Raw genomic sequence first — 26,415 nt, 5'->3', positions numbered from 1 at the left:
CGCTCACCACTCGCGGTGGGTGGGGATGACCTTGCCGGGGTTGAGGTTGCGGCTGGGGTCCACACCGCGTAGCAGCGCGACCATGGTCTCCACACCGGCCTCGGAGATGTCCTCTTCGATCCAGTGCGCGTGCTCCGTACCCACACCGTGGTGGTGAGAGATCGTGCCCTTCAGATCGACGAAGGACTGCTGGATGGCGCTCTTGACCTTCCAGTACTGCTCGATCTGCTCCTCCCACTTCTCGGTGGCCGGGGGGAAGGCGAAGGTGAAATAGAGACACGCACCGGAGTGATAGCTGTGCGAGAGGTGGCACATGATGTAGCCGCGAACGCCCAGAGCTGCATAGGCGTCCTTGGCGGCGCGCACCGTGCCGTTGTAGATGTCGAGCAGGTTCGACCACGGCGTCGCCGTCTCCGAGACGTCAGCCACCGCACCGATGTCGAGCAGGTAGTCACGGATGTAGGGAGTGTCGAACTTCTTCTGGTCGTAGAGCTCACCCGGCCCGGAGCCGAGCTTGATGCCGCCGTGACGGCGCACGATCTTGCCCACGATCGCCTTCTCCGCCTTGACCCGGGCGGAGCCGCCCTCGTACCCCACGTAGGACAGGCACACCGCATCCATGTCCCACCCGCGGCGCTCCAGCAGGTCGAACAGGCCCTTCTGCACCGTGGACTTCAGGCCCTTCTTCGCCTTCTGCGTGGAGAAGGAGAAGGCGGTCTCGCGGTCATCGGACACACGCGTGACCGACGGCGAGGCGTCGGAGGTAGAGATCTCCTGCATCGCGGCCAGCGCCGCAGCCCAGCTCGGGTAGAGGTAGGCGATGATCTCGCGGTTCTCCGGCAGCCGGTGCACCTGCACCCAGGCCTCGGTGATCACACCGAGACGGCCTTCGGATCCCAGGATCATCTCCCGCACGCTCGGACCGGTCGAGGTCGAGGGCAGGGGGCGCAGCACCAGCATCCGGCCGGGCTGGACGGCGCGCAGACCACGGGTGATGTCGGCGATGTCGCCGTACTTGTCGGACTGCATCCCCGAGGAGCGAGTGGCGATCCACCCGCCGAGAGTGGAGTGGCGGAAGGAGTCGGGCTGGTGACCCATGGTCCAGCCTCGGGCCGTGAGCTGCTCTTCCATGTCCGGGCCCAGCACGCCGGCCTGGATCCGCGCCAGGCCGGCCGTCTCGTCGATCTCGAGCACCCGGTTCATCCGCCCGAGATCCAGGGAGACCACGGGACGTTCCTCGGACTCCGGCGGGGTGAGCGAGCCGGAGATGTTCGAGCCGCCACCGAAGGGGATCAGCACGGCGTCGGCGGCCACCACGGCGTCGAGCACGGCCTGGACGTCGCTCTCGTTGCCGGGGTAGACCACGACGTCGACGGCACGGGGCAGGTGCCCGGCGCGGACCTTGATCAGGTCCGGCAAGCCCTTGCCGTAGGTGTGGACGACACGGTCGAAGTCCTCGGTGTAGACGTTCTCCTCGCCGACCGCCTCAGCCAGCTCGGCCAGCAGTTCCTCGCCGATGCGGGGGGCGGGAACATCGATCTCCTCGAAGGCAGGCGGGGGCGTGCCGGGGACGTCGACGTCGACGCCGACCTGGTCGAGCACGAAGGGCCGGAAGTTCGGCTTGTCCCGGTGGTTGAAGGCGACGCCCTCGACGCCCCAGCCCCACCACTTCATGTGCGGGACGGTGTTCTTGTGTGACTGTGTGGTCACGAGGCTTCCTCCTGTGCCCGGCCGGGCCCTTGTGCGTCTCGGGGTCGAGACCTCTTGCCCTGGCGTGTCTCGCCGTCCTCCGCGGCGCTCTCGCGCGCGGCAGGCTTATCGGCAAGCACGTACGGCGTCTGCATGTCGATCATGGTCCGCACCCGTGCGGAGAGTCGTTCGTTGAAGTCCCCCACCGCCTCGCCGCGGCGCGGACGCATCGGGCGGCCCACCAGCACCCGCACCCGAGGGCGGCCGGGCATCGGCCAGCTCCGCCCGGGGGGCATGGCATCGAAGGTGCCCAGGAGCGCCACCGGCACGCATGGGATCTGCTGCTCGGCGCAGATGGCCGCCACACCCGGTTTGAAGGCCGCCATCTTGCCGTCCCGGCTGCGGGTGCCCTCGGGGAAGAGCAGCACAGGAATCTGCTCCTCGACCAATTTGCGCGTCATGCCCTTGCTGCGCTTAGCCGAGCGGCCCTTTGACCCAGGACGATGCACCGGATAGGTGTTGAAGAACGCCGAAGCCGCCATGGAGCGGTACATATGGTTGTAGAAGTAATCCGAAGCCGCGCCCACCGCCAGGTGGGAGGTGACTCGCCACGGCAGGGCAGTCAGCAGCACCGTGGTGTCCAGATGGCTGGAGTGGTTAGCCGCCACGATGAAAGGCCGCTCCAGAGACTCCAGGTTGTCCAGGCCTTCGGCCTTCACCTGCACGGTTGAACCCACCACCGCGCGCATGATGAGGCGCTGAGTGACGTAGCGCAGGCTCCGATGCCATGCCGAGTGGTAGCGCTGTGTGCGCGGCTTCTTTGCCGTCATGATCGCCCCCCTTTGATCTTGGCTGTCGCCCAGCGCACCAGTGGCCGCGGCGCATGGGCCGCTGCCGCTGCGAGGACCTTGAAGCGAAGGGTGGAGGTGGAGTGGATCTTCCCGCGGTCAAGATCGGCCAGCGCGTCCTCGACCACGCGCTCGGCATCGAGCCAGAGGAAGTCCGGGATGGAGGTGGTGCGGATCCCAGCCCGCTCATGGAACTCGGTGCGCACCCACCCGGGCCGCACGCTGAGCACCTGCACGCCATCTCCCCCGAGTTCCATGGCCAAGGACTCGCTGTAAGTATCCACCCAGGACTTGATGGCGGAGTAGGCACCCATGGGGATCAAGCCGGCCACTGAGGCCACGTTGATGATGGCTCCGTGACCGCGTGCACGCATGGCACCTCCGGCCGCGGCGCCGAGGATGAGGACGCTGCGGATCATGAGGTCGATGGAGGCTTCGTGCTCGCTGGTGTCCTCCGCAGCGAGCGGCACGTGCACGCCCTTGCCGGCGTTGTTGACCAGCACCTCGATGGGCCGGTCCGGATCGGCGAGGCGCTCAGCCGCAGCTGCGGCACCCTCGCGTGTGGCGAGATCGGCCTCGAGGGTCTCCACGGTGATGCCGTATCGCCAGGAGAGCTGGCCGGCGGTCTTCTTCAGACGTTCACCGTGGCGGGCCACCAGCACCAGGTCACAGCCGCGCTCGGCCAGTGCCCGGGCGAAAGCCAGACCGATGCCCGAGGTGCCGCCGGTCACCATGGCCTGGCCGTGCAGGACGGGCCGCGCGGGAGCAACCTCCACGGTCGGTCGCGCCCACCGTGCCGCCGCCACCGCAGCGGCGGTAGCTCCAGCGGCACCAGCGACCCCGATCGTCCATGCGGCCCGCGTCATCACGATCCTCCCCGGAGGCTGCGGAGAACCGGGACCACCCGGCTCTCGGCGGTCTCCGTCCAGGTCAGGACCGGCCACCGCCGGGCGTGAGCATACCGGTAGAGCGAGGCGTCGGGGTTGACCGCGTGAGGATTGCCGACCACGTCGAGCCAGGGCCGATCCGCGTAGGCATCGCCGTAGGCGAAGGAGCCCTCGAGGTCCATGTCGTGCTCGCGGGCGTAGCGGCGCAACCAGGCGGCGCGGGCCTCCCCCACCAGCGGGGAGGTCTCGAGGTGGCCGGTCCACAAGCCGTCCTCGCCGACCTCCATGCTCCCGGCCACGACGTCGTCGAAGAGCGGGGCGAAGGGTTCCACGAAGACGTCGATCTCACCGGAGACGAGCACCGTGCGGTGCCCGGCAGCGCGGTGGGCCTGCACGCGCCTCATGGCGTCGAGGAACACGTCGCGGCGCATGGAGGGAGTGACCTCGCGGGCGATGACTTCGCGCAGCACCTCGGGGTCCACGCCGGCGTAGCGGCGCATGAAGGTGCGGATGAAGTCGGCGCGATCGCGGCGCTCGGCCTGCAGGAAGCGGGGCGCGGAGGCCACCAGGCCGGCCAGGGAGCGCGGCCAGCGCGACGGCGGATGGGCGGCCAGCTCCACCCACAGGTACTGCTCCACCAGCGTGGCCGAGGCCAGCGTGCGCTGCAGGTCGAATACGGCCAGCACGTCGGTGCGTTCGGGGAGCGCCGCCGGGGCTGGGGCCTTGCTGGGGCCCCCGCTCTGCCGCAACAGGCCCGGCACGTTGGGGATGTGCACCGACTGCAAGTAGTGCCGCCAGTCGATGTCGGTGACGTCGAAGCCGCGATCGGCGCGCTCTTCCTCGGAAAGAGCGAAGTGCAGCTCGCGCACCCGGGCGTCGTCGAAGGTCACCTCGGTCTGGGTGTAGGGCTGGTAGAGCGAGGTGAACTTCCGCAGGCGGACGAGATCCTTCCGGGTGCGGTCCAGGCCCTTGATCCAGCCGCGCGTGCGCGCCGTGGCCGGCAGCTTGCTCAGGGCTTTGTCTGCCACGGAGACCGCCGACTCGCGGCGGCGCAGGGCGCGCTCGACGGCGCGCGGGTGCGGGAACGACCAGGCCGGCACTGAGACGCGGGAGCCGTCATGATCGGTGAGGGGGTTCTCGGAGAAGTACTCCCGCACGGTGGAAACGAGCTGACCGATGCGCAGGGGGTTCGTGACCGAGGAGGAGACCTGGTAGTACGCGGGTTCCTCCACCGGTGGCGGGGTGGCCGCGGCTTCCAGCGTGGCGTTGACGACGAAGTCGACCGGGATGATGTCCAACACCGTGTCGGCCAGGGCGGGGAACTCGGGGAGCATCCCGCGCCCGTAGGCCGCGATGAGCGGGTCGGCCACCTTGAATCCGTCGATCCAGCCCGGGAAGGGGTGGCGGAGCGCAGACTCGATGATGGTGGGCCGCAGGACGGAGAGGCGGTGGCCGGCGCCGGCCCACATGCCCTCGGCCACGCGCTCACCCATGGCCTTGGTGAAGGTGTACACGTCCGGCCAGCCCAGGGACTGGGCCCTGATTCGCCCGGCGTCAACGAGGCGTTCGGTGACCCATTCCTGGCGCAGAGCCTCAGTAGCAGCGGCGACGGCGCGCGGACCGGCGCGGCGGTGCTCGGCCACGGCCTGCTGGTTCAGGTCGCCGAGGATGGCGGGGGTGCGGGAGTCGTTCTCCGCGGCAGCGCGTGCCGCGACGGCGAAGTCGAGCTCACGGAGATGGTCGATCTCGTGGTCGAGGGAACGCTCCTCGGCCACGCCCTTGCGGGCTCCGGCCACGTAGGCGGTGGACACGTGCACCACGTGCGGATCGCCGCCGGCGGCCTGGAGCGCCTCATAGAGCGACGCCGGGCCGGCGACGTTGGCCACGAAGGCCTCATCGATCGGCAGGTCGAAGGAGACGGTGGAGGCGGAGTGGATGACGACGTCGAGATCACCGGGGAGTTCGGGCACGGCACCGAGATCGCCCTCGATCACGGAAATGCGATCCCGCAGGGCAGCCTCGGCGCCCTCGTTGCCCACCGTTTCACGCCACGGCCGGAAGACCGGCTTGCGCAAGAGCTTGGCCACTCGCTGGGCGGCAGTGATGTCGCCGCGGGGCCGGACGAGCAGGGTGACGTGGGCGTCGGGGTGCCCGGACAGGAGCCGTTCGAGCACGGCTTGTCCTACGAATCCGGTGGCGCCGGTGAGCAGCACGTGCGCCTTATCCAATGGGTGTGGCATTCCGCGCATGTTACCGCGCAACGGCGGCCATGGCTTACCGGCGACTCATGCACAGCTCCTCCCTGACGCGCGGAACCGTCCACATCCGGCCGGCCGGTGGCATCCATTCGAGGTGAGCCGTCCCTAGCGTGCGCAGTACTCGCCAACCACGGCGGGAGCACCCACCGACGCAGACGAGGAGCACCACCGATGACGCAGTTCACCGTAGACAGCGGCGAGATCCTGATCGCCGCAGACCGCACCCGGGCCACGGCCACGGCCATCCGCGGAGAGGTTGCCGCCATGATGGGGCATCTGACCGCCCTGCAGGCGAGCTGGCGGGGTACGGCCTCGCAGACCTTCGACGCCTGTGCTGCCCAATGGCAGGCCACGCAGGCCACCGTGGACACCTCTCTGGAGCAGATCAGCCACGCGCTCGACAACGCCGCGCGGATGTACGAGGAGACTGAGACTGCAGCACGCTCGATGTTCGGCACCTGAGCCTGGGGCCCGAGTGCCTGTACCCGCCGTGGGCACACAGAAAGGGAGGTACCCGCTGCCCTCCGCAGCGGGTACCTCCCTCTTCTCAGGTGCGCTCGGGCCGGGCGTCGCCGCCCGGCCCGAGCAAGCTCCCAGGGCTTCGTCGGAAGCCCCTGTTCATGGGGCCTCTTCCTCAGCTCCGTCTCGGCAGGCCTTCGTACCTCAGGCCTACGCTCGACTTCGCAATCGTCAGAAGCCCATGCCGCCCATGTCGGGCTCGCCACCACCAGCAGCCGGGGCCACGGGCTCCGGCTTGTCGGCCACGACCGCCTCGGTGGTCAGGAACAGACCAGCGATCGAAGCAGCGTTCTGCAGCGCGGAACGGGTCACCTTGACCGGGTCCGCCACGCCGGCGGCGAGGAGGTCCTCGTACTCGCCGGTTGCCGCGTTCAGGCCCTGGCCGGCGGGCAGGTGGCGGACCTTCTCGGCCACCACTCCACCTTCGAGACCAGCGTTGATCGCGATCTGCTTCAGCGGTGCATCCACGGCGACCTTGACGATCATGGAGCCGGTCGCCTCGTCACCCTTCAGCTCGAGGGACTCGAAGGCCTCCTTGGCGGCCTGGATCAGTGCCACGCCACCACCGGCGACGATGCCCTCTTCCACAGCGGCCTTGGCGTTGCGCACGGCGTCCTCGATGCGGTGCTTGCGCTCCTTGAGCTCCACCTCGGTGGCCGCGCCAGCCTTGATGACGGCCACGCCGCCGGCCAGCTTGGCGAGGCGCTCCTGCAGCTTCTCGCGGTCGTAGTCGCTGTCGGAGTTCTCGATCTCCGCCTTGATCTGAGCCACGCGGCCCTCGATCTGGTCGGAGGCGCCAGCACCCTCGACGATGGTGGTCTCGTCCTTGGTCATGACCACCTTGCGGGCCTGGCCCAGCAAGTCCAGGTCAGCCGTCTCCAGCTTCAGGCCCACGGTCTCGGAGATGACCGTGCCACCGGTGAGGATGGCCATGTCCTGCAGCATCGCCTTACGGCGGTCGCCGAAGCCCGGAGCCTTGACGGCAGCGGACTTGAAGGTGCCACGAATCTTGTTGACCACGAGGGTAGCCAGGGCCTCGCCCTCGACGTCCTCGGCGATGATCACCAGCGGCTTGCCGGACTGGATGACCTTCTCCAGCAGCGGCAGCAGGTCCTTGACGTTCGTGATCTTGGACTCGACCAGCAGGACATAGGCGTCCTCGAGGACGACTTCCTGGCGGTCGCTGTCGGTCACGAAGTACGGCGAGAGGTAGCCCTTGTCGAAGCGCATGCCTTCGGTGAGCTCGAGCTCGAGGCCGAAGGTCTGCGACTCCTCAACGGTGACCACGCCTTCCTTGCCGACCTTGTCCAGCGCTTCGGCGATGAGCTCGCCGATGGCCGGGTCTCCGGCAGAGATGGCTGCGGTCGAGGCGATCTGAGCCTTGGTCTCGACGTCCTTGGCCTGGGCGAAGAGCTTCTCGGTCACGGCCTGGACGGCGACGTCAATGCCACGCTTCAGAGCGATGGGGTTGGCGCCGGCGGCCACGTTGCGCAGGCCTTCCTTGACCAGGGCCTGGGCGAGCACCGTGGCGGTGGTGGTGCCGTCACCAGCGATGTCGTCGGTCTTCTTGGCGACCTCCTTGACGAGCTCGGCGCCGATCTTCTCGTACGGCTCCTCGAGCTCGATCTCCTTGGCGATCGAGACGCCGTCGTTGGTGATCGTGGGGGCACCCCACTTCTTCTCCAGCACGACGTTGCGGCCCTTGGGGCCCAGGGTCACCTTGACGGTGTTGGCGAGGGTGTTGAGACCCCGCTCCATACCGCGGCGGGCTTCCTCGTTGAAAGCGATGGTCTTGGCCATGCTCGGTTTCCTCCACTCGGGTGGTGGTGCTGGCTGGACAGTGCCCGCGACGGACGACCCGGACTCCCGGCGGTCACGTCCCGCCGTCGTCCGGGCCTCACTGGCCAACCTGACGAACTTGTCACTCTCGGTTCGAGAGTGCTAACTCGATATTGGCACTCTCTGCCCGAGAGTGCAAGCACGGGCGGCGGCCGGCCGAGGGCACTCCGGACGGTATTCGCTCCCGCGCCGCTGGCCACTCACCACGGTGGCTGAGCAGTTCCCACCTCTCGCCTCAGTTGAGGGAGCGGGACGGCGCCAGCGGCGGGACGTCCGCGAGGCCGAAGCGTTCGCGCAGGGCGTGACGTGCGGCGAAATAGCCGGTCATGCCGTGCACTCCAGGGCCAGGGGGCACCGACTGCGAGCAGAGGTAGACGCCCGGGATCCCGGTGGCGTAGGGATTCCACGCCCACCGCGGACCCGTGGCCAGGCGGGGCACGGTGACGGCACCGGCAGCGAAGTCCCCGCCGAGGTAGTTCGCATTGTGCTTATCGAGCCGTGAGGCAGGTGTGCAGCGCGAGGTGACGACGACGTCGCGGAAGCCGGGCGCGAAGCGTTCGATCTGGGCGGTGACGGTCTCTGTGACGTCCCCGTCGTAGCCGTGGGGAACATGGGCGTAGGTCCACAGCGGGCGCTTCCCCGCGCTGATTCGCCCGGGATCACCGACCGCGGGATCGGAGAGCAGCACCACGGGCCGCTCGGGCATCCGGCCGGCCGAGACCTGCGCCTCGGCCCGGGCCATGTCCTCCCGGGTTCCGCCGATGTGCGCCGTGGCAGCTCCCCCGACCCGTTCGTCGCGCCAGGGCACGGGCCCGGAGAGAACGTAGTCGACCTTGGCGGCGGCATCGCCGCGCGTGAAGCGCCGATAGGCCCGCCGCGTGGCCCCTGGCAACCGGTCACTCCAGATGCTCTCGGCAACCTCCGGTGCGACGTCGAGGAGGTAACTGCGGGCACGAGGCAGCTGCCGCCAGCTGGCCACTCGCTCCCCGGCGTGGATCCTGCCGCCGTGCGCGCGCAGGTCGGCGATCATCGCATCGGCGATGGCCTGACTCCCGCCGCGCGGAAGGGCCCAGCCCACCGAGTGGCCCAGGGAGCCGAGCAACATGGCGGTGCCGCTGGCCGCGAGCGCCGGCAGTGTCGCCACGGTATGGGCGGCAACTCCGGTGAGCAGCGCTCGCGCCTGCTCGGTGGCGAGCGGGTAGTTCCAGGCCCGCGTGCCTTGCAGGAGCACGGAGGCGCCCATCATGGCCGCGGCGTGGAGGCCGGAGATGCTGCGTGCCTCCCGGGGCAAGCCCCGATGATCTCCCAGGGCGAGGGCCACCACTGCCTCGGCGTTCTCCACCAGCGGGCCCATCATGCGCTGCCAGGCCGGGCCATCCCGGCCGAGGCCATCGGCGGTCCGTTCAAGACTGTGCCAGGCCAGGGCTGCCTCGGGCCCATCCAGAGGCTGAGCGTAGGCGAGCTCGGGCACGGCGAACTCGACTCCGCGGGCTTCGAGGTCGAACTCGCGGAAGAAGGGACTGGCCAGGGCCATGGGGTGCACCGCGGAGCACACGTCGTGGCGCACACCCGCCGCAAGGCCGAGATCAAGGGTGCGCGAACCACCACCGAGCGTGTGCTCGGCTTCATAGAGCACCACCTCGAGACCGGCGCGGGCCATGCTCACCGCGGCGGCCAGGCCGCCAGGGCCGGATCCGATCACGACCACGTCGGTCGTCTCGCGAGGCTGGGAGTGGCTCATAAGCTCCTCGTCGGGGCTGGGCGGGTCCGCTTCACACTAACGCCGGCGCCAGGCCCCCACCCGCTGAGCGGGCTGGCCCACGAGAGCGCCACGGAGGTCATCGCGCCGGCTGAGCGGCCACTGGCTCGGCGGGCACCTCTTCGGGCGCCCCACGCCACGCCTCAGGCATCCGGGTACGCCACCGGGCCAGTGCCGGACCGAAGCGCCGCCGGAGCAGAGCCTCGAGAGCCACGAAGGTCGCCGTGGTCACGAAGATCGCGTCGAAGGCGATCATCGAGAGCGAGAACCATGGCAGGCCCATCAGAATCGCAATCCCGATATGCATCGCGATCACACCGACGAGGGCAAGCCGCCGCGTGAGCGGATGGAGCAGGCCGACGGCGAAGAAAAGCTGGACGTAGACCGCGAAGTACGTCGCTGCGGTCAGGATGACCGCATTGCTCGCCATGAGGCTGTTCAGCGTAGGGAAGACGGAGAACTCCGCGGAGGCCAGCGGATAGTACAGCGCAGTACCCGTCTGCCAGATCTCCCCCTGGACCTTGAAGAGCGCTGAGGCGGTATAGAGGATGAAGACCTGCAGCGCCAACGCCATCAGTGCCAGGTTGTGCACCGCGTTGGTCAGCCAGCCGGGGAGGACCGGCAGCCCGAGAAGCAGCCGCCGCGACAAGGACGGCGGTGCCTGCGCTCCGGCGCGCCGTCTGCGCCGGGCATCGATTGACCAGTACTCGGCGGTGCTCATAAAGACCATGAGCAGCAGGCCGATGCGGGCGATGTTGTCGCCGGCATCGCCCACCAGGGTGTTGCGCTCGACAAGCGCGGTCACTCCGATGACCAGGAGCAAGGTGTTCATCCTGGTGCGCCAGCCGACGATGACGGCGACCGCGATGGCCATCAGGAGCAGGTACTTCAGGGTGAAAGTCCAGGCCTGGGAGTCTCCGAAGAGCTCGGGCAGTCTCCCGAAGTTGGTGTCGTCACGGAAGGGCTCGATCCACGTCGAGGCCGGGCCCCAGAGCGCATGCCGCACGGTGAAGTTCGACAGCAGGATGCCCAGCATTGCTGAGCCGATGAGGATCCGGCTTGCTGCCAGACCCCGTTCAGCGTTCTTACGGAGGAAGAACCACTGCTCTACCCACTCGCGGTGGCTCCGCACCCACGCCCGCGCGCCGACCGTGCTCACGACTGCTCCCGTTCGTAGCGAACATAGGGCGCGAACAGATTCTCGAGGTCTTCGTCCACCTCGTGTGCGGGGCGCCACCCGAAGGTGCGGTAGGTGGGTTCGACGTCCTCGATGCGCTGTCCATGCCGGTCATCGAAGGGCGGAATCGCCCGCGTCGCAATCCGGTACTGGACATGGGCGACCTCGCCGTCCCAGACGTTCGCAGCAAAGGACGACGCCAGGATCGTGGCTGCCTCGTCGAAGGTCAGGTACGCCTCCACCGTGTGCTGCCCGGCAGGGGCATCGCCCCCGGCGTTCAGCAGTGCCGGGCCCAGGCCGGACACGGGGTTCGAGATGTAGTTCGCCTGGGCTTGTTCCAGCTGCTCGGCGCTCATGGCGCCACTGGCGGCATTGATCCGATTGGCCACGCGTCGCGCTGCGAGATACATCCTGGGTGGGAACGGATTGTGGCGGATCATCTGGTTCTCGAGACCCACGAGGTCCACCCACTCGGTGAGTTCCGCGTCCCCGTGCTCGTCGATGAGGTTCACGCGGATCTCCAGCGAGTGTTCCCGACGGCGAATGTCCGGAGCGAAGAGTCGCCAGTTCTGTTCGAAGACGGGCACCACGTAGCTGCGCAGCGATTCGGCTCCTATGCCTTGGCGGATCGGCGTCGCAGGGCCCACCCACGTGGCGATGATGAAGGTGTGCGCGAGCACGGCCGCCACGAGCGGCCAGACCAGGAGACGAGCCCACCCAGGCACCCGGCGCATCGCCGTATGGGGCGAATCGGTCGCGTGAGAGTGCTGGCCGGGCACACCCTCGCGCGGAGATACGGCTCTGCTCCGTGGACCACCGCGGTTCGCGCTCACATTCTTCCTTCTCTTGATCGCGTACGCACGCAGTGGCCGACATACGCCCGAAGGCGTATGCGGCCACTGCGTGGGTAGACCGGCCTACTAGACCTCGCTGATCGAACGGCGGCGATTGACGGCCACCACCGCGCCGACTCCGAGGAGTAGGACGATACCGGCGGCGATCGCGAGCCCCGTCACACCCGCCACACCAGTGGGCGGAATGCTCGGCCCAGGCGAGGGCCCCGGTCCGGCACCCGGAGGCGCAGGCGCGGGCGGCGGATCGGTCGGGTCAGTCGTCTCCGAGATCACTCGGAACTGGATCGACTGATCCGCGTAGTCCTCAGCACTCAGCGAGAAGGTATGGATATCCAACTCCGCATCGGCTGGGATCTGCCAGGCGAAGACGACCATTCCATCCTCGTCAGCCACCTCGGTCCCCAGGTCGAGCTCAGGCGAGGAGTTCATGCGTCCATGCACCTCGGTGCCGGGCTCGTATCCCCATCCGTAGCCGACCTGCGTCTCAAGACGCTGGATCACCGGATGCTCGATGTCGATACCGAGCTCGGCGGGGCCGGCGACAACCTGCACGGTGTCTTCGGCCTCACCGTTCTCGCCCGTGGCGACTATGGTCAGCGGACCCAACGGCGTACCCACCGGGACGATGAGCGTGTCCTGGAAGTTGCCGTCGCCGTCGGTCTCGGCCTCGTTCACCGCGATCACGTCGCCATCGCTATCGGTGTAGACCACCGTCACGGTCTCGTTGGGCTCGTACCCCTCACCGTCCACGGTGATGGTGTCGCCCTCCTCGACCTCCTCAGGCGTCGCCTCGATAGCCGGTTCCGTGGGCTCCGTGGGTTCCGTCGGTTCCGTGGGCTCCGTCGGTTCCGTCGGTTCCGTGGGCTCCGTCGGCTCCGTCGGTTCCGTCGGTTCCGTCGGCTCAGTCGGCTCCGTGGGCTCGGTCGGCTCCGTCGGTTCCGTCGGTTCCGTCGGTTCCGTCGGCTCGGTCGGTTCCGTCGGTTCCGTCGGTTCCGTCGGTTCCGTGGGCTCGGTCGGTTCCGTCGGTTCCGTGGGCTCCGTCGGCTCCGTCGGCTCGGTCGGTTCCGTCGGCTCAGTCGGCTCGGTCGGTTCCGTGGGCTCCGTCGGCTCCGTGGGCTCGGTCGGTTCCGTCGGTTCCGTGGGCTCCGTCGGCTCCGTCGGCTCGGTCGGTTCCGTGGGCTCCGTCGGCTCGGTCGGTTCCGTGGGCTCCGTCGGCTCCGTCGGCTCCGTCGGTTCCGTCGGCTCCGTGGGCTCCGTCGGCTCCGTCGGCTCGGTCGGTTCCGTGGGCTCAGTGGGCTCGGTCGGCTCAGTCGGTTCCGTCGGTTCCGTGGGCTCGGTCGGCTCCGTCGGCTCGGTCGGCTCGGTCGGCTCCGTCGGCTCCGTCGGTTCCGTCGGTTCCGTCGGCTCAGTCGGCTCCGTGGGCTCGGTCGGCTCCGTCGGTTCCGTGGGCTCCGTCGGCTCCGTCGGCTCGGTCGGCTCCGTGGGCTCAGTCGGCTCGGTCGGCTCGGTCGGCTCCGTGGGCTCAGTCGGCTCAGTCGGCTCGGTCGGCTCAGTCGGTTCCGTGGGCTCGGTCGGCTCCGTGGGCTCAGTCGGCTCAGTCGGCTCGGTCGGCTCAGTCGGTTCCGTGGGCTCGGTCGGCTCCGTGGGCTCAGTCGGTTCCGTGGGCTCGGTCGGCTCAGTCGGCTCAGTCGGTTCCGTGGGCTCGGTCGGCTCAGTCGGTTCGCCGCCGTCCTCAGTGACCGTCGTCGTGCCTGAGGCGGTCAACAGCGGCTCTTCGTCATCGGTGGCGACGACCGTCAGCGTTCCGAGTGCGGTACCTTCCGGCACCGTGATGGTGTCCGTGAACTCGCCGTCCTCGTCAACAGGTACGCCGGGAGTCACCTCGACGTCTTCATCCTCGCTGTCGGTGTAGGTCACCGTCACCGTCGAGCCCGGCAGATATCCGGAGCCATCAGCGGTGAGCTCGTCGCCGATCTCGACGACCTCCGGTGTGACGACCAGGCCAGGCTCAAGCTGACTCACCCGCACACTGGAGCTCGCCAAGTTCAGGTCAACGCCGCTGACGCCGGGGAGAACATCCACAGATAGTGCCCGTACCGTGAAGGAGTCCGCTCCGAGATCACCCACGCCGTTGACCGGCGGCTCTGTGGGCTGGGCGTTGATCGTGATGCCCACCAGGCCCGGCAAGGCGTCGAAGAGCGGGTCAAGGGCGCTCAGGGTCTCTCCCACGACTCCGCCGACCAGATCGGTGACGATGCCCCCGGCCTCGGTGACCACAGTGGCGACCGGTCCGAGGACCGCGGGAAGGACCGAGGAGACCAACGGCGTCAGGACGCTGGTGATCTCACCCAGGGGAATAGTGGTGACGAGAACCGACACGTTCCCATCGATGTCCACGACAGGGTCGTCGTCAGTCAGCCCGGCAAAGTCGCCCAGGCTCCCGGATATTTCGACATCGAGGTCCCCACTCACCAGGCCACCGATACCGTCCAGTTCCGGATCGAAGGTGATGGTCACCTCCGTTGTCAGCAACGCTTCGTTGACCGCGTCCGTCACGATGTCGACGATGTCGCCGAGGAGCAGCGCCACTGTGTCGCTGATCTGCGTCAGCTCGGCGGAGGTCAGCAGCGAGGTGTTCGCAGGCAGGTTGTTCAGGTCACCGCCGTGCAACTGGGCGAGATCGACCAGAATCTCCCCGGTGTTCAGATCGATGGTGACCAGGCCGGTCTCATCAACGAGCGGCTCCTCCAACAAGCCAGTGGTCACACCATCGAGGTCGACACTCGCATTGAGCGTCGGCGTGCCCAGGTCAATCGTAAGTAGTCCGATCACGGTCACCGGATCGAAACTCAGCCCATCGAGCACCTCCTGGATCGGCCCCTCAGGTCCGAGCAACTCATTGACCGTGCCCTCTGCGGTGTCGACTGCATCGTCCACCAGGGCGGTCACGTCCCCGACAGCGGGGCTGGAGATGCGGAGCTCGGCGCCGGCAACCACGTAGTCACTCTCGGCCGCCACCGGTGCCACCGGGGCTGTCTGGGTGGCACTCGATGCCAAAGCACCCAGTCCCAGGCTGAGCTCGTCAGCGGCATAGTCGAGTCCGTCGAGCCCGAGCTGCGGGAGCAACTCGGTGAGGTCCACCCGCGCAAAGTCGGTATCGGCCGGGTCGCCGTCCACCAGGTCGAGGTCGATCGCGCCGCCATCTCCGACCGCGCCGGAGGCAGCGGTGGAGGTGGCGGGATGCTCGGAGGCCGCGTAGCCGTTCAGCGCTCCCGCTTGGCCCAGGTTCAACAGGCCAGGAGCCGTGCCGTCACTCAGCAGCGGAAGAGTCACTCCACCGATCACGACATTCGCCACGCCCCCCAGCACCTCAAGGTCCACTGGGGCGAAGTTCGGGCCTGGATCCTCCGGAAAACCGGCGGCCGTGCGATTCGCTTCGAGCACCTCAAGACCAAGGGCCTCCAGGTCGACAAGTTCAGCGCGGGACTCGCTGGGCCCTTCCGGATAATCGGCCAGGGCCGGCACGGCGCCGGCGAAAGAAAGGCCTGCGGTCAATCCGAGAGCGGCGGCGGCCGCTAAGGGCCTCGCTGCTCTTCGGCGCGCCGGCGGTGCCGCCGGCTCTGCTGACAGTTTCATTCATGGCTCCCGGGTTTTGGCCGCCCGGAGGGCAGCCTGGTGTGCTGTACCGGCCAGCACCAGACCCATTACCGCTGAGCACGTTGCGCACGCGCGTGTGTCTAGGGTCACAGTGCTGTCCGCCACACCACCTTCCCGAAAGGTTGCCGAATCGGCAACCGGAATAGATCACGATTTGATAACGACATGAACTATTTCGCTCCGCTCCATACATAAGTATGGGAATCAGTTCCCTGCCATCAGACGATTGCCGGAAAAGCCATCGCCGGACACCGACCTGAGTACTCACTCACCGCAGAGGGCCGGGCCCCACCGGGCCTAACACGCAGTACCTCTTACCCCGCCCGCGGGTGATCGCCGAAGAATCCGACGCCGCGAATCCGGAATGCAGCCTCAGCCGGAGAAGTCGTTGCGAAGAACGACCACGACCTCCGCTGAGGCCCCGGGAAGCTCCTGCACGGGACCGATCCCCAGGAGGGACGCGACTTCGGCCGCCGTGGCCTGGAGCGCCGGGTCCCGGTAGTACACAGCCGAGACTGTGGGCTGTGGGCTGGCGTAGTTCCCGGCACTGGCGCCCGTGAAGCCAGCCGTGACCAGATCCTGCGTGGCCTGGGTGGCGAGGCCGCCGACGGTGGTGCCGTTCAGAACTGCGACACCGGCGAAATAGTCGACCTCGGCGGCGGGCAGTTCGTCGCCCTCCGGCGTCTCGTCTGCGTCGGGGTCGGTATCGCCTTCGGGGTCCATGTCCGTGTCGTCCCCGGCGTCGGTGGAGTCGTCCTCGTCACCCCCGGCGTCTGGTGTGGACTCGTCCTGCTCGCCGTCCGCGTCGTCCTCGGTCTCGTCCCCCGGATCCTCGTCGGGGTCGACCACGGTCTCGTTGGCTTCCGGGTCTGGCAGCGGCGAAGGGATGGGCGTGTCCGTGCGGGCTAGCAGCGCAATCGTCGCCCAGGCGAGCAACGGCGCAAGGATGAGCACCGCGATGATCGGGAGCAGCACACGAGCCAGAGACCGGGGACGGCGGTGCACGCCCTGCGGGGCGTTGTCACGCCCGGCGATGTCGAACTCGTCTTCCTCGAGGCTGCTCACGAGTCGAGATTAACGTGATCGACCCGGCCGATGCGCTCGCCGCGACCAGCGCGGCGCGCAGTGCTCAGAGGCCTACGCGGCGCGCAGTGCGTTCGCGCTGACGAGCGGAACGCATGCGACGCAGCCGCTTGACGAGCATGGGGTCCGCCGCGAGAGCCTGTTCGGAGTCGAGGAGACGGTTGAGCACCTGGTAGTACCGCGTGGCGTTCATCCCGAACTGCTCGCGGATGGCGGATTCCTTCGCACCGGCGTACTTCCACCATTGGCGCTCGAAGGCCAGGACACGCTGCTCCAGGTCACTGAGACCATTTGTGGCCGAGTCGAGCGCGGATTCCGGCGTGCTGGCAACCATGGTCCGATGGTACTGCCCGAATCACACCCGTGTCATTAGCTCGCAGCCTGCGGCCCGCATGGCTCAGGCGAGTGACCAATCCACCGGCTCCGCCCCTGCAGCAGACAAGAGCTCATTCGCCTGCGAGAAGGGACGTGAGCCGAAGAACCCCCGCGATGCGGAGAGCGGGCTGGGGTGCGCCGAGGCGAGGATCGGCGTCTCACCCAGCATCGGGCGGAGGGTACCGGCGTCACGGCCCCACAGGATGGCCACCAGAGGCGCCTCACGCTCGACCAGCGCGGCGATGGCCAGGTCGGTGACCGCCTCCCACCCCTTGCCGCGATGCGAGGCAGGCGCGCCGGGCCGCACGGTCAGGCAGCGGTTCAAGAGCATCACGCCGGACTCCGCCCACGCGGAGAGATCCCCGTGCACCGGCGGCTCGACACCGACGTCATCGCGCAACTCCCGGTAGATGTTCTGCAAGGAGCGCGGGATCGGGCGCACCTCACGCTGCACCGAGAAAGACAGGCCCATGGCATGTCCAGGCGTGGGGTAGGGATCCTGCCCCACAATGAGCACGCGAACGTCCTCGAAGGGATAGTTGAAGGCGCGCAGCACGTTCGGGCCCGCCGGCAGATACCCGCGTCCGGCACGATTCTCCTCCCGGAGGAAGTCACCCATGGCACTGATGCGCTCCGCCACCGGCGCCAGCGCGCGTGCCCAACCGGGATCGGGGATCTGCTTCGCCGAACTCGTCACGCCTCGAGACTAGTCGCAGGTGTTTCCGAGACGTGAAACCTGCGAATCCGATCTGTGAAACGAGCCCGGTCAGCCTCGCGCCGTCCCGGCGCGCGAGGCATGATGGGGAGGTCGCCAATGTGGACGGCGGCGTTGCTGTCCGCTCGAGGGGAGATCGACCGACCATGACCCGCCACGATCCTGTCCGTCGACCAGGCCTGGTCACCGAAGCGCTGCGGCACCGCGGCCTCGTGAGCCCGGAGGCGGAGGAGGCGTATGTACGCGATGTGCTCACCGGCGGACGCGCCACCGGCGCTCCTCGTACCGATGCCGAGCGTTTTGCCGCAGATGACGAACTCGTCGGGGCGGGGCCCGAGGAGCAGGAAGACTTCGTCTACGGCCGCGCGGCTTCCCCCGATGCCTGAGCCTGGTCTGCACATCCACCCCTGGCGGCACAGCGGAAGCGACGCCAGCTGAACGACATCCTCCGCGAACGCACCCTGCGCTCCGGTGCCAGGCGGCTCCGTTCGTGGTTCGGCCCCGACATCGATCGGGTCTACGGCTCCACCGACGCCGAGTCGCTTCTCCAGGCCCTCCAGCGATCCCGTCCCGCCAACCCCCCTCGGGAGGCCTGGGAACTCTCGCGCTACCTGGTCATGCATCGCGATGGCCAGCCACTGCGGCGACGGGTGCGCACGCGCCTGGCACTGTCGCTGCTGACCTTGGCCGCTCTGATCGTCTCCGTCGGGCTCATGCTCGTGGTCCACCACGCCGGTGACCAGTTCTCCCACCGCCTGCGCGAGGCGGCCATCGGTGCGGCAGGAGTCTCCTTCGGCGTCATGCTGCTCGCCTCGCTGGCCATACCCATCGTGCTCCACTTCGCGAAGCCTTACGGGTACGAGGAGTGGCAGGCAGCTTTCCGGTGGGCCGCGAACCGTCCAGGCCAAGGGGCCCGCGGGCTCCCGCTCGGCACCCTCACCCCCGCGGGCCGCCACCTCGAGCTGTACAAGCACCTGGTGCGCTACCGGGTCGCCGGTTTCGTCCTGCCGCTCTTCGGCGTGCTGTTCATCGCCGTGGGGATCGCGGCGGAGCAGCGCTGGGCTCTCAGTGGCGCCTTGCTCATTCCGGCGGGCATTGCCCTACACCGATGGGCCACGGGAAGACTCGACGCCCCGGAGGCCGCTCGGTATCTGCTGGAGCAGTATGTCTCCAGCATGCCGCACAATCCCTTCGGTCTCCTCGCGGACGCCGCCACTGACGATCCCGAGATCAGCGAGACACCTGGTCGTCGTCGTGTGGTCTTTCCCCACACGCGGGGACTACACCTCGACGAGCTTGAGCACCGGATCTACCTCGCTCGGCACAACCCGGAGATGGCCGGCACCCTGTGGGGCCGCCCGAGACACATCGGCCGGGGCCGGATCCACTGGGAAGTGACCGGCGACGGCGCGCTGTCCTGCACGGTGGTGGATAGCCGAGGTCGGACCTACCGCCCTGATTCTCACTGAGCCTCCTGCCGGATTCGAACCGGCGACCATTCGCTTACAAGGCGAGCGCTCTACCAACTGAGCTAAGGAGGCAAGGCGCCGACGCTGGCCTCAGCCGCGCATCGGCATTAACTACCAGTGTGCCAGCAATGCTCAGCGCACCGGAGCTGGACCGTTCCAGCCCTGCTGCCGGCATCGCCCCCGCGTGGTGGTGAGCTCGCCCGGCAGCCCGAGGTGGGTCAGTCGTCCTGGGTTTCCTCGGCGCCGTCCTCGCCGCGCACGAGCGACGCGATCGAGCCCGGCTCCGCCCAGCTCCGGCCATCGCCCTCAGGACCGGTGAACACCTGCTCGCCCTCGAAGAAGACGGCCGGCGTTCCGGTGACGTCGTCGTCGTTACGTGCGGACTGTGTGGCGGCGCCCACCCAGGCTTGGAAGGGAGCCTCGCCGATACGGTCGACAACCTCCTGGGGAACCCCGAGGTCGACGGCCACCATGGCGATCTCCGCATCCGAGGGGTTCGGGTTGCCCTCGTGAAGCTCGAAGAGACCTCGCAGGAACTCTTCGGCACGATCCGGGGCGCCGTCGGTGACCACTGCCGTGGCCTGTGCAGCGCGAACCGACCAAGAGCTGGAGTCACCCGCACCGATGAAGGCCACCGGGTAATAGGCGACAGTCATCTCGTCCGCCGCGACGAGGTCGGCGATGTCCTGCCCGTGCATCATCTCGAAGTCGAGGCAGTGCACGCAGGCGAAGTCGAGGTAGATCGCCAGTTCGGAGGCGTCGCTGTCGATCTCTCCGGCCACCAGCTGGGAATCGAAGCGGATCCCTCCGTCGTCACTGACGTTGGCCGGCTTGGCGTTCTCCTCGAGGCGATCGAGCGGGCTGCGTGAGCCCTCCGAGAAGATGAACCACACCAGCACCGCGACGACGAGCAGGACCGCTCCGACCCCACCGATCAGGATGAAGCGGTTGCGCCGTTCGCGCTTTTCCTGGGCCTCGCGCAGCTGCTTGGCCTTCTCCTGCGCGGCCGCACGGCGCTGAGCCTTGGTCATTGCTCCGGACGAGTGGCCGGACGTCGCATTACTCACCGGGTCAGAGTAATCGGAAATGGAGCCCAGGTTGGGGCGCCGAGGCTGTCGCCAAGCACGCCTATGGCCACCACCACAGCGATCAGGAGGAAGATCGCAATGACGAACGCCCGATAGCCGGCGCTCGGGGCGACCACTGCCAACCACACCCGGGCGCCCTCGCGGGCGCTGGTGCTGGTCGGGGTCAGCCAGACCACGGTCAGCGCCACAGCAGCCGCGATCCCCAACACCACCGGCTCCTGCCCCCAGGCGGGCTCCGCGGCGCGGCCGGCGATCTCCGGCGTGACCCACCACAGGGCCGCCGCAGCACCCGCGCCCAGCAGCAAACCGGGCAGTAGGGCCACGAGGCCGCGCAGGAGGGACCAGGGCAGCGCAACGATCATGCGGGCGGTGTCTCCGGGGCGGACTCCGCGGCGCATGCGTGCGGTGCGCCGGGCTCGTGAGGCCCATCCAGTCATGGCGGCGCCGAGCAGCACGACGGCCGCGGTGAGGAGGAACACGCCGGGGAGGATGGGCGCCAGCGCGCTCAGGCCGATGCCCACTGCCAGCACCGTGAAGGGTCGAGGCCGGGGCAGGATCGCCCAGCCGGGCACGGGCTGATGCCCGGGATCGGTGGCGAGAGTCTGGTTCTGCCCGCCGAGTCCGGGCTGCCACGCATTCGGCGCTGCGGGGGCATCGGCGGGCATCCGCCGGGTCGCGTCCGTGCCCGGCTCGATGGGATAGCGCGGGGGCGGCGGAGCCTCATGAGCCGGGTAGCCGACGGCCGGCAGGATCGCCGTGCGCCCTCCGGCCTCGGGCCCGGCATCGGGAGCCGAGTCCGGTGGCGGTGGCGGGCTCGTTGATGGGCCGGGCACCAGCGGTGAGGTGGCAGCGGCATCATCGCTCAGATAGGAGTCGGGATCGGCGGCGACGGCGTCGAGGACCGACATCACCTCCTCGGCCGCCGCGCGCCGGGAGGGGTCCGGGTCCAGGGCTCGCCGCAGCACCCCGGAGACCACTCCGGGCAGGCCGTCGCTGTCGCAGCGACCGGTGGAGACCCGGGCGAGCACGGCCTGGCTGGAGCCGCGACCGAAGGGTGGGCGGGCCGTGGCCGCGTGCAGGATGACGGCGGCCCACGCCCACCAGTCCCCGGCGGGGCCCGGGTCCGCACCCGAGATCACTTCAGGATCCAGGTACCCCGGCGTGCCGGTGACCAGGCCGGTCTGGGTCAGCCGCACATCATCGGCCACCTGGGCGATCCCGAAGTCGATGAGCACCGGACCTTCCGGGGAGAGCATGACGTTGCTGGGCTTGAGGTCGCGGTGCACCACTCCGGAGGCGTGGATCGCCTCGAGTGCCTCGGCGAGCCCATGCGCCAATCCGGCCATCTCGGCGGCGCTGAAGGGGCCACCGGCGGTCAGGTCCTCCTCCAGTGTGGGCCCCTCGATCAGTTCGGTGACGACGAAGGCCTCGACGTCCTCGACCTCGGCGTCGAGCACCTGGGCCACCCCCGTGCCCGAGACGCGATGCATCAGAGCGACCTCGCGGGCCAGCCGGCGTCGCGCCTGGGGGTCGGCGGCGATGTGCGGGTGGAGCATCTTCAGCGCCACCGGGCGGCCCCCGCCGTCGAGCGCTTCGTAGACCGTGCCCATGCCGCCCGATCCGAGGCGGCGCACCAGGCGGTACCCGCCCACCTCGCGCTCCCAGTGTTGCGCGCGCGAGGGCGCGTCCAGAGTCACCGCCTCCCCCGCACTCTCCGGAAAGTCTGGCCCGGCGACGCTCTCGCCCGCGCCGTCGATTCGCCGGGTGGTCTCCGGGCCCGCGCCGTCGCCGCCAGCGCCCTCATGGGCGTGATCCTCGCGCGCGAAGTGGCTCATGTCAGCAAGGTACCTGCCCCGTTCATCCGTCCGCCGCCCGCACCCGGGGCTCAAGTGGGCGCCAGCTGGCTGGCGCCAGTACCGTTACGAGAGCTGAAGACCCCGCCTACCTCCGCGCGGGAGCCTGAATCGAGGAGCTGATCGCTGCTGTGTCTGCAGGTACCCACGATGTCGTCGTCGTCGCCAATCGCCTGCCGGTGGACGTCACCATCGGTGAAGGCGGTTCGCTGAGCTTCGAACGCTCCCCCGGCGGCCTGGTGACCGCCCTGGCACCGGTGATGGAGAGCCAGGGTGGCGCCTGGGTGGGCTGGACCGGCAAACCCGACATCGACGTCGCGCCCTTCGAGGACGAGACGATGACCCTCTGGCCGGTGCGCCTGAGCGAGCAGGAGGTGGCGGGCTTCTACGAGGGCTTCTCCAATGCGACGCTCTGGCCGCTCTACCACGACGTCATCGTCCCCCCGGAGTTCCATCGCGCCTGGTGGAACACCTACTCCGCCATCAACCGGCGCTTCGCCACCGCTGCCGCTCAGGCGGTCGCCCCCGGCGGCACCGTATGGGTGCACGACTATCAGCTCCAGCTGGTGCCCGCCGCTCTGCGCGCGCTGCGGCCGGACGTCAAGATCGGCTTCTTCAACCACATCCCCTTCCCGCCGCTGGAGATCTTCACCCAGCTTCCGTGGCGCCGCCAGATCATCGAAGGGCTGCTCGGAGCAGACCTGGTGGGCTTCCAGCGCCCGGGCGACGCCTCGAACTTCCTGCGCTCGGTGCGCCGCCTGACCGGCCTGCAGGTCCGCGGGCCCCAGGTGACCGTGCCCGGTCACTGGTCGCGCCCCGATCGCACCGTGCGGGCACAGGCCTTCCCCATCTCCATCGACTCCGCCGCCTTCGACCGCCTCGCCCGCACCCCCGAGGTCCAGGAGCGGGCCAAGCAGATCCGCCTCGAACTCGGCAGCCCGGAGGTGGTGCTGCTGGGGGTGGACCGGCTGGATTACACCAAGGGGATCAGTCATCGCCTCAAGACCTTCGGCGAGCTCCTCGAGGACGGCCAGCTCCGGCCACCGGAGGCCTGCATGGTGCAGGTGGCGAGCCCCTCACGGGAGCGGGTCGAGCAGTACCGGCAGCTGCGTGACGAGGTCGAGGTGACCGTGGGCCGCATCAACGGTGACTACGGCACCCTGGGCCGCGCGGCGGTCCACTACATGCACCACTCCTATCCCATGGAAGAGATGGCGGCCCTCTACAGCGCGGCCGACGTCATGCTGGTGACCTCGCTCCGCGATGGTATGAACCTGGTGGCCAAGGAGTACGTGGCCGCCCGTTCCGATCTGGGCGGGGCGCTGGTGCTCTCCGAGTTCACCGGCGCCGCCGACGAGCTCACCCAGGCACTGATGATCAACCCGCACGACATCAACGGCACGAAGGCCAAGATCATGCAGGCCGTCACGATGTCCACGCAGGAGAAGCGGCGCCGGATGCGGTCGCTACGCCGCCGGGTGCTGACCCACGACGTGCAACGCTGGGCGGACGACTTCCTGGGCTACCTGGCCATGTCGGTTCCGACGCCGCCCAGCGACCTGCGCCCAGGACGTCACCATGGCGAGACGACCCAGGGCGATGAGCCGTCGCAGGCCAGGACGACCCGCGAGGAGGACGCGCGATGAACGATGTACAGCCGAGGTTCCTGGCCGCGGTGCACCACCAGCTGGATCGCGCACTGGTGGACTTCAGTAGCCACCGGCCCGTGCTGGTCGCTCTCGACTTCGACGGCGTGCTCGCCCCCCTGATCGATGACCCCACCGCCTCGGCGCCGCTGCCGGACTCGGTGGCCGCGCTCGCGCAGATCGCGACGGTCGAGGGCGTGGAGGTGGTGCTGGTCTCCGGGCGGGACGCCGAGGACCTTGCCGGCCGGTCCGGGGTGCCCGCCGGCACCCGCATCATCGGGTCGCACGGTGCGCAGTGGGCGCGAGTCTCGGAGGAGGGATCGCCCGAGGCGGCCGTCATCGACCCGCTGGAGCTCGACGAGGATCAGCGCGTGCTGCTCGCCGAGTTGAGCCGCCGGACCGAGGAGATCGCCGACGGCGTCGAGGGCGCATGGGTGCAGCGCAAGCCCGCTGCGGTGGTGCTGCACACCCGAACCGCCGGCACCCGCGGCGTGGAGGTCACCGAGGCCACGACCGCCGGTCCCGCCGCCCTGGACGGGGTGCACACCGTGGTGGGCAAGGACGTGGTGGAGATGTCCGTCCTCCACGTGACGAAGGGAGATGCGCTCCTGCGCCTGCGCGAGCAGCTCGGGGCCGAGGCCGTGCTCTACGCGGGCGACGACACCACCGATGAGTACGCCTTCGCAACCCTGGATTCCGGGCGCGGTGACGTCTCCATCAAGGTCGGTGACGGCGACACAGGCGCCGCCTACCGGGTGGACACCCCCGCGGAGATCACCGTAGTGCTCCACCGGCTGCTCGAGCTGCTGCGCGCCGGGTCGTAGCAGGCACCCGCTCCTCACCATGGGCACCACACCTTGGGTTCAAGCCGCAGTAAACTCGAGCAAGGATCCGGTCAGGGCGCCCGCGATACCCGAGCCGCCGAAAGTGTGGCACTATTCTCACGGCAGCTAGTAGCGGGCCCGTTCCACACCGTGGATCACGGTACGGAATGAACTCGTCGCAAGCGGCTGTGTCAGTGCGGACACGCCCCTGGCACCTTTCACAACGGATCGTCCGGCACGTACCTGCCGGTGAAGGGATTGCAGAACCATGGCATCAGTAACTTTCGACGCCGCTACACGCGTCTACCCGGGGCAGGAACGCCCCGCGGTGAACGAACTCAACCTGGACGTCGCCGACGGCGAGTTTCTCGTGCTCGTCGGCCCCTCCGGTTGCGGTAAGTCCACCTCGCTGCGGATGCTCGCCGGCCTGGAGGACGTCAACGCCGGCCGCATCCTGATCGGTGACCGCGACGTCACCGACGTCCAGCCCAAGGACCGGGACATCGCGATGGTGTTCCAGAACTACGCCCTCTACCCGCACATGTCGGTGGCCGACAACATGGGCTTCGCCCTGAAGATCGCCGGCACTCCGAAGTCCGAGATCCGTCAGCGGGTCGAAGAGGCAGCGAAGATCCTCGACCTCACCGAGTACCTCGACCGCAAGCCCAAGGCACTCTCGGGTGGTCAGCGTCAGCGCGTGGCCATGGGCCGTGCCATCGTGCGTCAGCCCTCGGTGTTCCTCATGGACGAGCCGCTGTCGAACCTGGACGCCAAGCTGCGTGTGCAGACGCGTACCCAGATCGCGTCGCTGCAGCGCCGCCTGGGCGTCACCACCGTCTACGTGACCCACGACCAGACCGAGGCACTGACCATGGGTGACCGCATCGCGGTGCTCAAGGATGGTCTGCTTCAGCAGGTCGGCACCCCTCGCGAGATGTACGAGACCCCGCAGAACGTCTTCGTCGCCGGCTTCATCGGCTCCCCGGCCATGAACCTCGGCACCTTCAAGCTCGAGGGCGACCAGGCCGTGCTCGGTTCGGCGCGCGTGCCACTCTCCCGGGCCACCATGAATGCCCTGACCGACGAGAACGACAACCAGATCACCCTGGGCTTCCGCCCTGAGGCTCTCGAGCCCACCAGCGAGGGCGGCAACGGCATCCCCGTGAAGGTGAACCTGGTGGAGGAGCTCGGCTCGGACGCCTTCGTCTACGGCAGCCTCGCCGGCGAGGTAGCTGACGCCGACCTCGGCTCCGGTGAGGACGCCGACCAGATCATCGTGCGTGTCGACCCCCGTCGCACCCCGATGAAGGGCGACACCATCCACGTCACGATCCGCGAGGGCGAACAGCACGTGTTCTCCCACACCACCGGAGAGCGACTGCCGTCCTGACCACGGCCACATGAAACAGGGCGGGATCCATCCGGATCCCGCCCTGTTTTGCCTGTGAGGTGAAGCTAGCGACCGATCACATCGGTTCGTCAGCGACCTGGAAGTCCCACGAGGCGACACCGTCCTCGACAGAGGTGACGGTCAGGCTGACCAGATACTCGTCGGGGTGCCCGTCCTCGGAGAGCACGCAATCCATGGTGGCGCCGACCTCGGCCTCGAGATCGCCAGGACAATCGACGTTCGGGCGCTGACCGACCATCTGCTCAAGCTGGTCGGCGACCTGGGCTTCCACCTCACCCTGCTCGACGACCGCGCCACCGCAACCGGCGAGTAGCAGGCCCGCGGCCACAGGAACAACGGCAGCTTTCATGATCTTACTGATTGTCTGATGCATGAATTCATGGTGGCGGAGCGCATGCTCGAGATCCACGTTCCCGAAGAATATGTGGTCAAGGCGACATGCCAGGATGCTCCCTATCCGGAAC

The 26,415-nt window shown here is 68.6% G+C and carries 21 protein-coding genes and 1 tRNA gene; 6 read left to right on the top strand and 16 right to left on the bottom strand.

Annotation, left to right across the window (positions count from 1 at the left end; genetic code table 11):
* Positions 1-3: 3 nt before the first annotated feature.
* Genes EDD31_RS08185 through EDD31_RS08170 form a run of 4 tightly spaced genes read right to left on the bottom strand, consistent with a single transcriptional unit; the run spans position 4 to position 5,664 of the window.
* Positions 4-1,710 (bottom strand): FAD-binding oxidoreductase, encoded by a 1,707-nt coding sequence (locus EDD31_RS08185; protein ID WP_342768038.1) that lies wholly within the window; start codon positions 1,708-1,710, stop codon positions 4-6.
* Complete coding sequence (locus EDD31_RS08180) at positions 1,707-2,519, bottom strand: lysophospholipid acyltransferase family protein (RefSeq protein ID WP_123303710.1); 813 nt, start codon at positions 2,517-2,519, stop codon at positions 1,707-1,709. The genes EDD31_RS08185 and EDD31_RS08180 overlap by 4 nt, the downstream gene beginning before the upstream one ends.
* Entirely contained in the window at positions 2,516-3,403 is an 888-nt protein-coding gene (locus EDD31_RS08175) for an SDR family NAD(P)-dependent oxidoreductase (RefSeq protein WP_245991057.1), read from the bottom strand. Before EDD31_RS08175 ends, EDD31_RS08180 begins: the two co-directional genes overlap by 4 nt.
* Positions 3,403-5,664 carry an HAD-IB family hydrolase gene (locus EDD31_RS08170; protein ID WP_123305330.1) on the bottom strand — a complete coding sequence of 754 codons (2,262 nt, stop codon included), beginning with the start codon at positions 5,662-5,664 and terminating at the stop codon, positions 3,403-3,405. The genes EDD31_RS08175 and EDD31_RS08170 overlap by 1 nt, the downstream gene beginning before the upstream one ends.
* A 189-nt stretch (positions 5,665-5,853) precedes the next feature.
* Between EDD31_RS08170 and EDD31_RS08165 the strand changes: the two genes are divergently transcribed.
* A complete protein-coding gene (locus EDD31_RS08165; RefSeq protein WP_123303709.1) occupies positions 5,854-6,144 on the top strand; it encodes a WXG100 family type VII secretion target in 291 nt (96 codons plus the stop codon).
* A gap of 228 nt (positions 6,145-6,372) precedes the next feature.
* Here EDD31_RS08165 and groL read toward each other — a convergent pair whose 3' ends face one another.
* The 8 genes from groL to EDD31_RS08125 all read right to left on the bottom strand — a co-directional run bounded on the left by groL (position 6,373) and on the right by EDD31_RS08125 (position 17,642).
* A complete protein-coding gene (groL, locus tag EDD31_RS08160) occupies positions 6,373-8,001 on the bottom strand; it encodes a chaperonin GroEL (RefSeq protein WP_123303708.1) in 1,629 nt (542 codons plus the stop codon).
* Positions 8,002-8,275: 274 nt separating this feature from the next.
* The gene (locus EDD31_RS08155; protein ID WP_123303707.1) at positions 8,276-9,781 is read right to left on the bottom strand and encodes a phytoene desaturase family protein; all 1,506 of its coding nucleotides are present in this window, start codon (positions 9,779-9,781) and stop codon (positions 8,276-8,278) included.
* A gap of 97 nt (positions 9,782-9,878) precedes the next feature.
* Positions 9,879-10,958: an HTTM domain-containing protein gene (locus EDD31_RS08150; protein WP_123303706.1), complete on the bottom strand. Its 1,080-nt coding sequence runs from the start codon at positions 10,956-10,958 to the stop codon at positions 9,879-9,881.
* Complete coding sequence (locus tag EDD31_RS08145; RefSeq protein ID WP_123303705.1) at positions 10,955-11,710, bottom strand: DUF5819 family protein; 756 nt, start codon at positions 11,708-11,710, stop codon at positions 10,955-10,957. The genes EDD31_RS08150 and EDD31_RS08145 overlap by 4 nt, the downstream gene beginning before the upstream one ends.
* Positions 11,711-11,896: 186 nt before the next feature.
* Positions 11,897-15,466, bottom strand: a complete 3,570-nt coding sequence (locus tag EDD31_RS14990) for a choice-of-anchor G family protein (protein WP_148058905.1) — start codon at positions 15,464-15,466, stop codon at positions 11,897-11,899.
* A 393-nt stretch (positions 15,467-15,859) separates the two neighbouring features.
* Positions 15,860-16,552 (bottom strand): LytR C-terminal domain-containing protein, encoded by a 693-nt coding sequence (locus EDD31_RS08135; protein ID WP_123303704.1) that lies wholly within the window; start codon positions 16,550-16,552, stop codon positions 15,860-15,862.
* A 64-nt stretch (positions 16,553-16,616) separates the two neighbouring features.
* On the bottom strand, positions 16,617-16,904 hold the full coding sequence (locus tag EDD31_RS08130) for a DUF3263 domain-containing protein (protein WP_123303703.1): 288 nt from the start codon (positions 16,902-16,904) through the stop codon (positions 16,617-16,619).
* Between the two features lie 63 nt (positions 16,905-16,967).
* Entirely contained in the window at positions 16,968-17,642 is a 675-nt protein-coding gene (locus tag EDD31_RS08125; protein WP_211336087.1) for a uracil-DNA glycosylase, read from the bottom strand.
* A 164-nt stretch (positions 17,643-17,806) separates the two neighbouring features.
* On the opposite strand from EDD31_RS08125, the gene EDD31_RS08120 reads away from it, so the two are divergent.
* Positions 17,807-18,046, top strand: coding sequence for a hypothetical protein (locus EDD31_RS08120; RefSeq protein WP_123303702.1), 240 nt, complete (start codon positions 17,807-17,809; stop codon positions 18,044-18,046).
* Positions 18,047-18,277: 231 nt separating this feature from the next.
* Complete coding sequence (locus EDD31_RS08115; RefSeq protein ID WP_123303701.1) at positions 18,278-19,129, top strand: hypothetical protein; 852 nt, start codon at positions 18,278-18,280, stop codon at positions 19,127-19,129.
* Here the strand turns inward: EDD31_RS08115 and EDD31_RS08110 are convergent.
* From EDD31_RS08110 to EDD31_RS08100, 3 genes are all read right to left on the bottom strand, one after another.
* A tRNA-Thr gene (locus EDD31_RS08110) sits at positions 19,129-19,201 on the bottom strand. The genes EDD31_RS08115 and EDD31_RS08110 overlap by 1 nt on opposite strands.
* A 146-nt stretch (positions 19,202-19,347) precedes the next feature.
* The gene (locus tag EDD31_RS08105) at positions 19,348-20,196 is read right to left on the bottom strand and encodes a DsbA family protein (protein ID WP_170163245.1); all 849 of its coding nucleotides are present in this window, start codon (positions 20,194-20,196) and stop codon (positions 19,348-19,350) included.
* On the bottom strand, positions 20,193-22,052 hold the full coding sequence (locus tag EDD31_RS08100) for a serine/threonine-protein kinase (RefSeq protein ID WP_123303699.1): 1,860 nt from the start codon (positions 22,050-22,052) through the stop codon (positions 20,193-20,195). The genes EDD31_RS08105 and EDD31_RS08100 overlap by 4 nt, the downstream gene beginning before the upstream one ends.
* 149 nt (positions 22,053-22,201) lie before the next feature.
* On the opposite strand from EDD31_RS08100, the gene EDD31_RS08095 reads away from it, so the two are divergent.
* From EDD31_RS08095 to EDD31_RS08085, 3 genes are all read left to right on the top strand, one after another.
* Positions 22,202-23,716: an alpha,alpha-trehalose-phosphate synthase (UDP-forming) gene (locus tag EDD31_RS08095; protein WP_123303698.1), complete on the top strand. Its 1,515-nt coding sequence runs from the start codon at positions 22,202-22,204 to the stop codon at positions 23,714-23,716.
* A complete protein-coding gene (otsB, locus tag EDD31_RS08090; protein WP_123303697.1) occupies positions 23,713-24,540 on the top strand; it encodes a trehalose-phosphatase in 828 nt (275 codons plus the stop codon). The genes EDD31_RS08095 and otsB overlap by 4 nt, the downstream gene beginning before the upstream one ends.
* A 268-nt stretch (positions 24,541-24,808) precedes the next feature.
* Positions 24,809-25,930, top strand: coding sequence for an ABC transporter ATP-binding protein (locus tag EDD31_RS08085; protein WP_123303696.1), 1,122 nt, complete (start codon positions 24,809-24,811; stop codon positions 25,928-25,930).
* Between the two features lie 76 nt (positions 25,931-26,006).
* On the opposite strand, the gene EDD31_RS08080 is transcribed toward EDD31_RS08085, so the two are convergent.
* Positions 26,007-26,324 (bottom strand): DUF4333 domain-containing protein, encoded by a 318-nt coding sequence (locus tag EDD31_RS08080; protein WP_148058903.1) that lies wholly within the window; start codon positions 26,322-26,324, stop codon positions 26,007-26,009.
* Positions 26,325-26,415 lie beyond the last annotated feature (91 nt).

It is taken from the genome of Bogoriella caseilytica (genome assembly GCF_003752405.1).
Lineage (GTDB): Bacteria > Actinomycetota > Actinomycetes > Actinomycetales > Actinomycetaceae > Allobogoriella > Allobogoriella caseilytica.
This window is presented reverse-complemented; position numbering and strand designations above follow the sequence as displayed.

Coding starts and splice junctions, on each gene's coding strand:
- EDD31_RS08180 (WP_123303710.1), bottom strand. CDS start 2,519: ATGACGGCAAAGAAGCCGCGCACACAGCGCTACCACTCGGCATGGCAT.
- EDD31_RS08175 (WP_245991057.1), bottom strand. CDS start 3,403: ATGACGCGGGCCGCATGGACGATCGGGGTCGCTGGTGCCGCTGGAGCT.
- EDD31_RS08170 (WP_123305330.1), bottom strand. CDS start 5,664: ATGCCACACCCATTGGATAAGGCGCACGTGCTGCTCACCGGCGCCACC.
- EDD31_RS08165 (WP_123303709.1), top strand. CDS start 5,854: ATGACGCAGTTCACCGTAGACAGCGGCGAGATCCTGATCGCCGCAGAC.
- groL (WP_123303708.1), bottom strand. CDS start 8,001: ATGGCCAAGACCATCGCTTTCAACGAGGAAGCCCGCCGCGGTATGGAG.
- EDD31_RS08155 (WP_123303707.1), bottom strand. CDS start 9,781: ATGAGCCACTCCCAGCCTCGCGAGACGACCGACGTGGTCGTGATCGGA.
- EDD31_RS08145 (WP_123303705.1), bottom strand. CDS start 11,710: ATGCGCCGGGTGCCTGGGTGGGCTCGTCTCCTGGTCTGGCCGCTCGTG.
- EDD31_RS14990 (WP_148058905.1), bottom strand. CDS start 15,466: ATGAAACTGTCAGCAGAGCCGGCGGCACCGCCGGCGCGCCGAAGAGCA.
- EDD31_RS08130 (WP_123303703.1), bottom strand. CDS start 16,904: ATGGTTGCCAGCACGCCGGAATCCGCGCTCGACTCGGCCACAAATGGT.
- EDD31_RS08120 (WP_123303702.1), top strand. CDS start 17,807: ATGACCCGCCACGATCCTGTCCGTCGACCAGGCCTGGTCACCGAAGCG.
- EDD31_RS08115 (WP_123303701.1), top strand. CDS start 18,278: ATGCATCGCGATGGCCAGCCACTGCGGCGACGGGTGCGCACGCGCCTG.
- EDD31_RS08100 (WP_123303699.1), bottom strand. CDS start 22,052: ATGAGCCACTTCGCGCGCGAGGATCACGCCCATGAGGGCGCTGGCGGC.
- otsB (WP_123303697.1), top strand. CDS start 23,713: ATGAACGATGTACAGCCGAGGTTCCTGGCCGCGGTGCACCACCAGCTG.
- EDD31_RS08085 (WP_123303696.1), top strand. CDS start 24,809: ATGGCATCAGTAACTTTCGACGCCGCTACACGCGTCTACCCGGGGCAG.
- EDD31_RS08080 (WP_148058903.1), bottom strand. CDS start 26,324: ATGCATCAGACAATCAGTAAGATCATGAAAGCTGCCGTTGTTCCTGTG.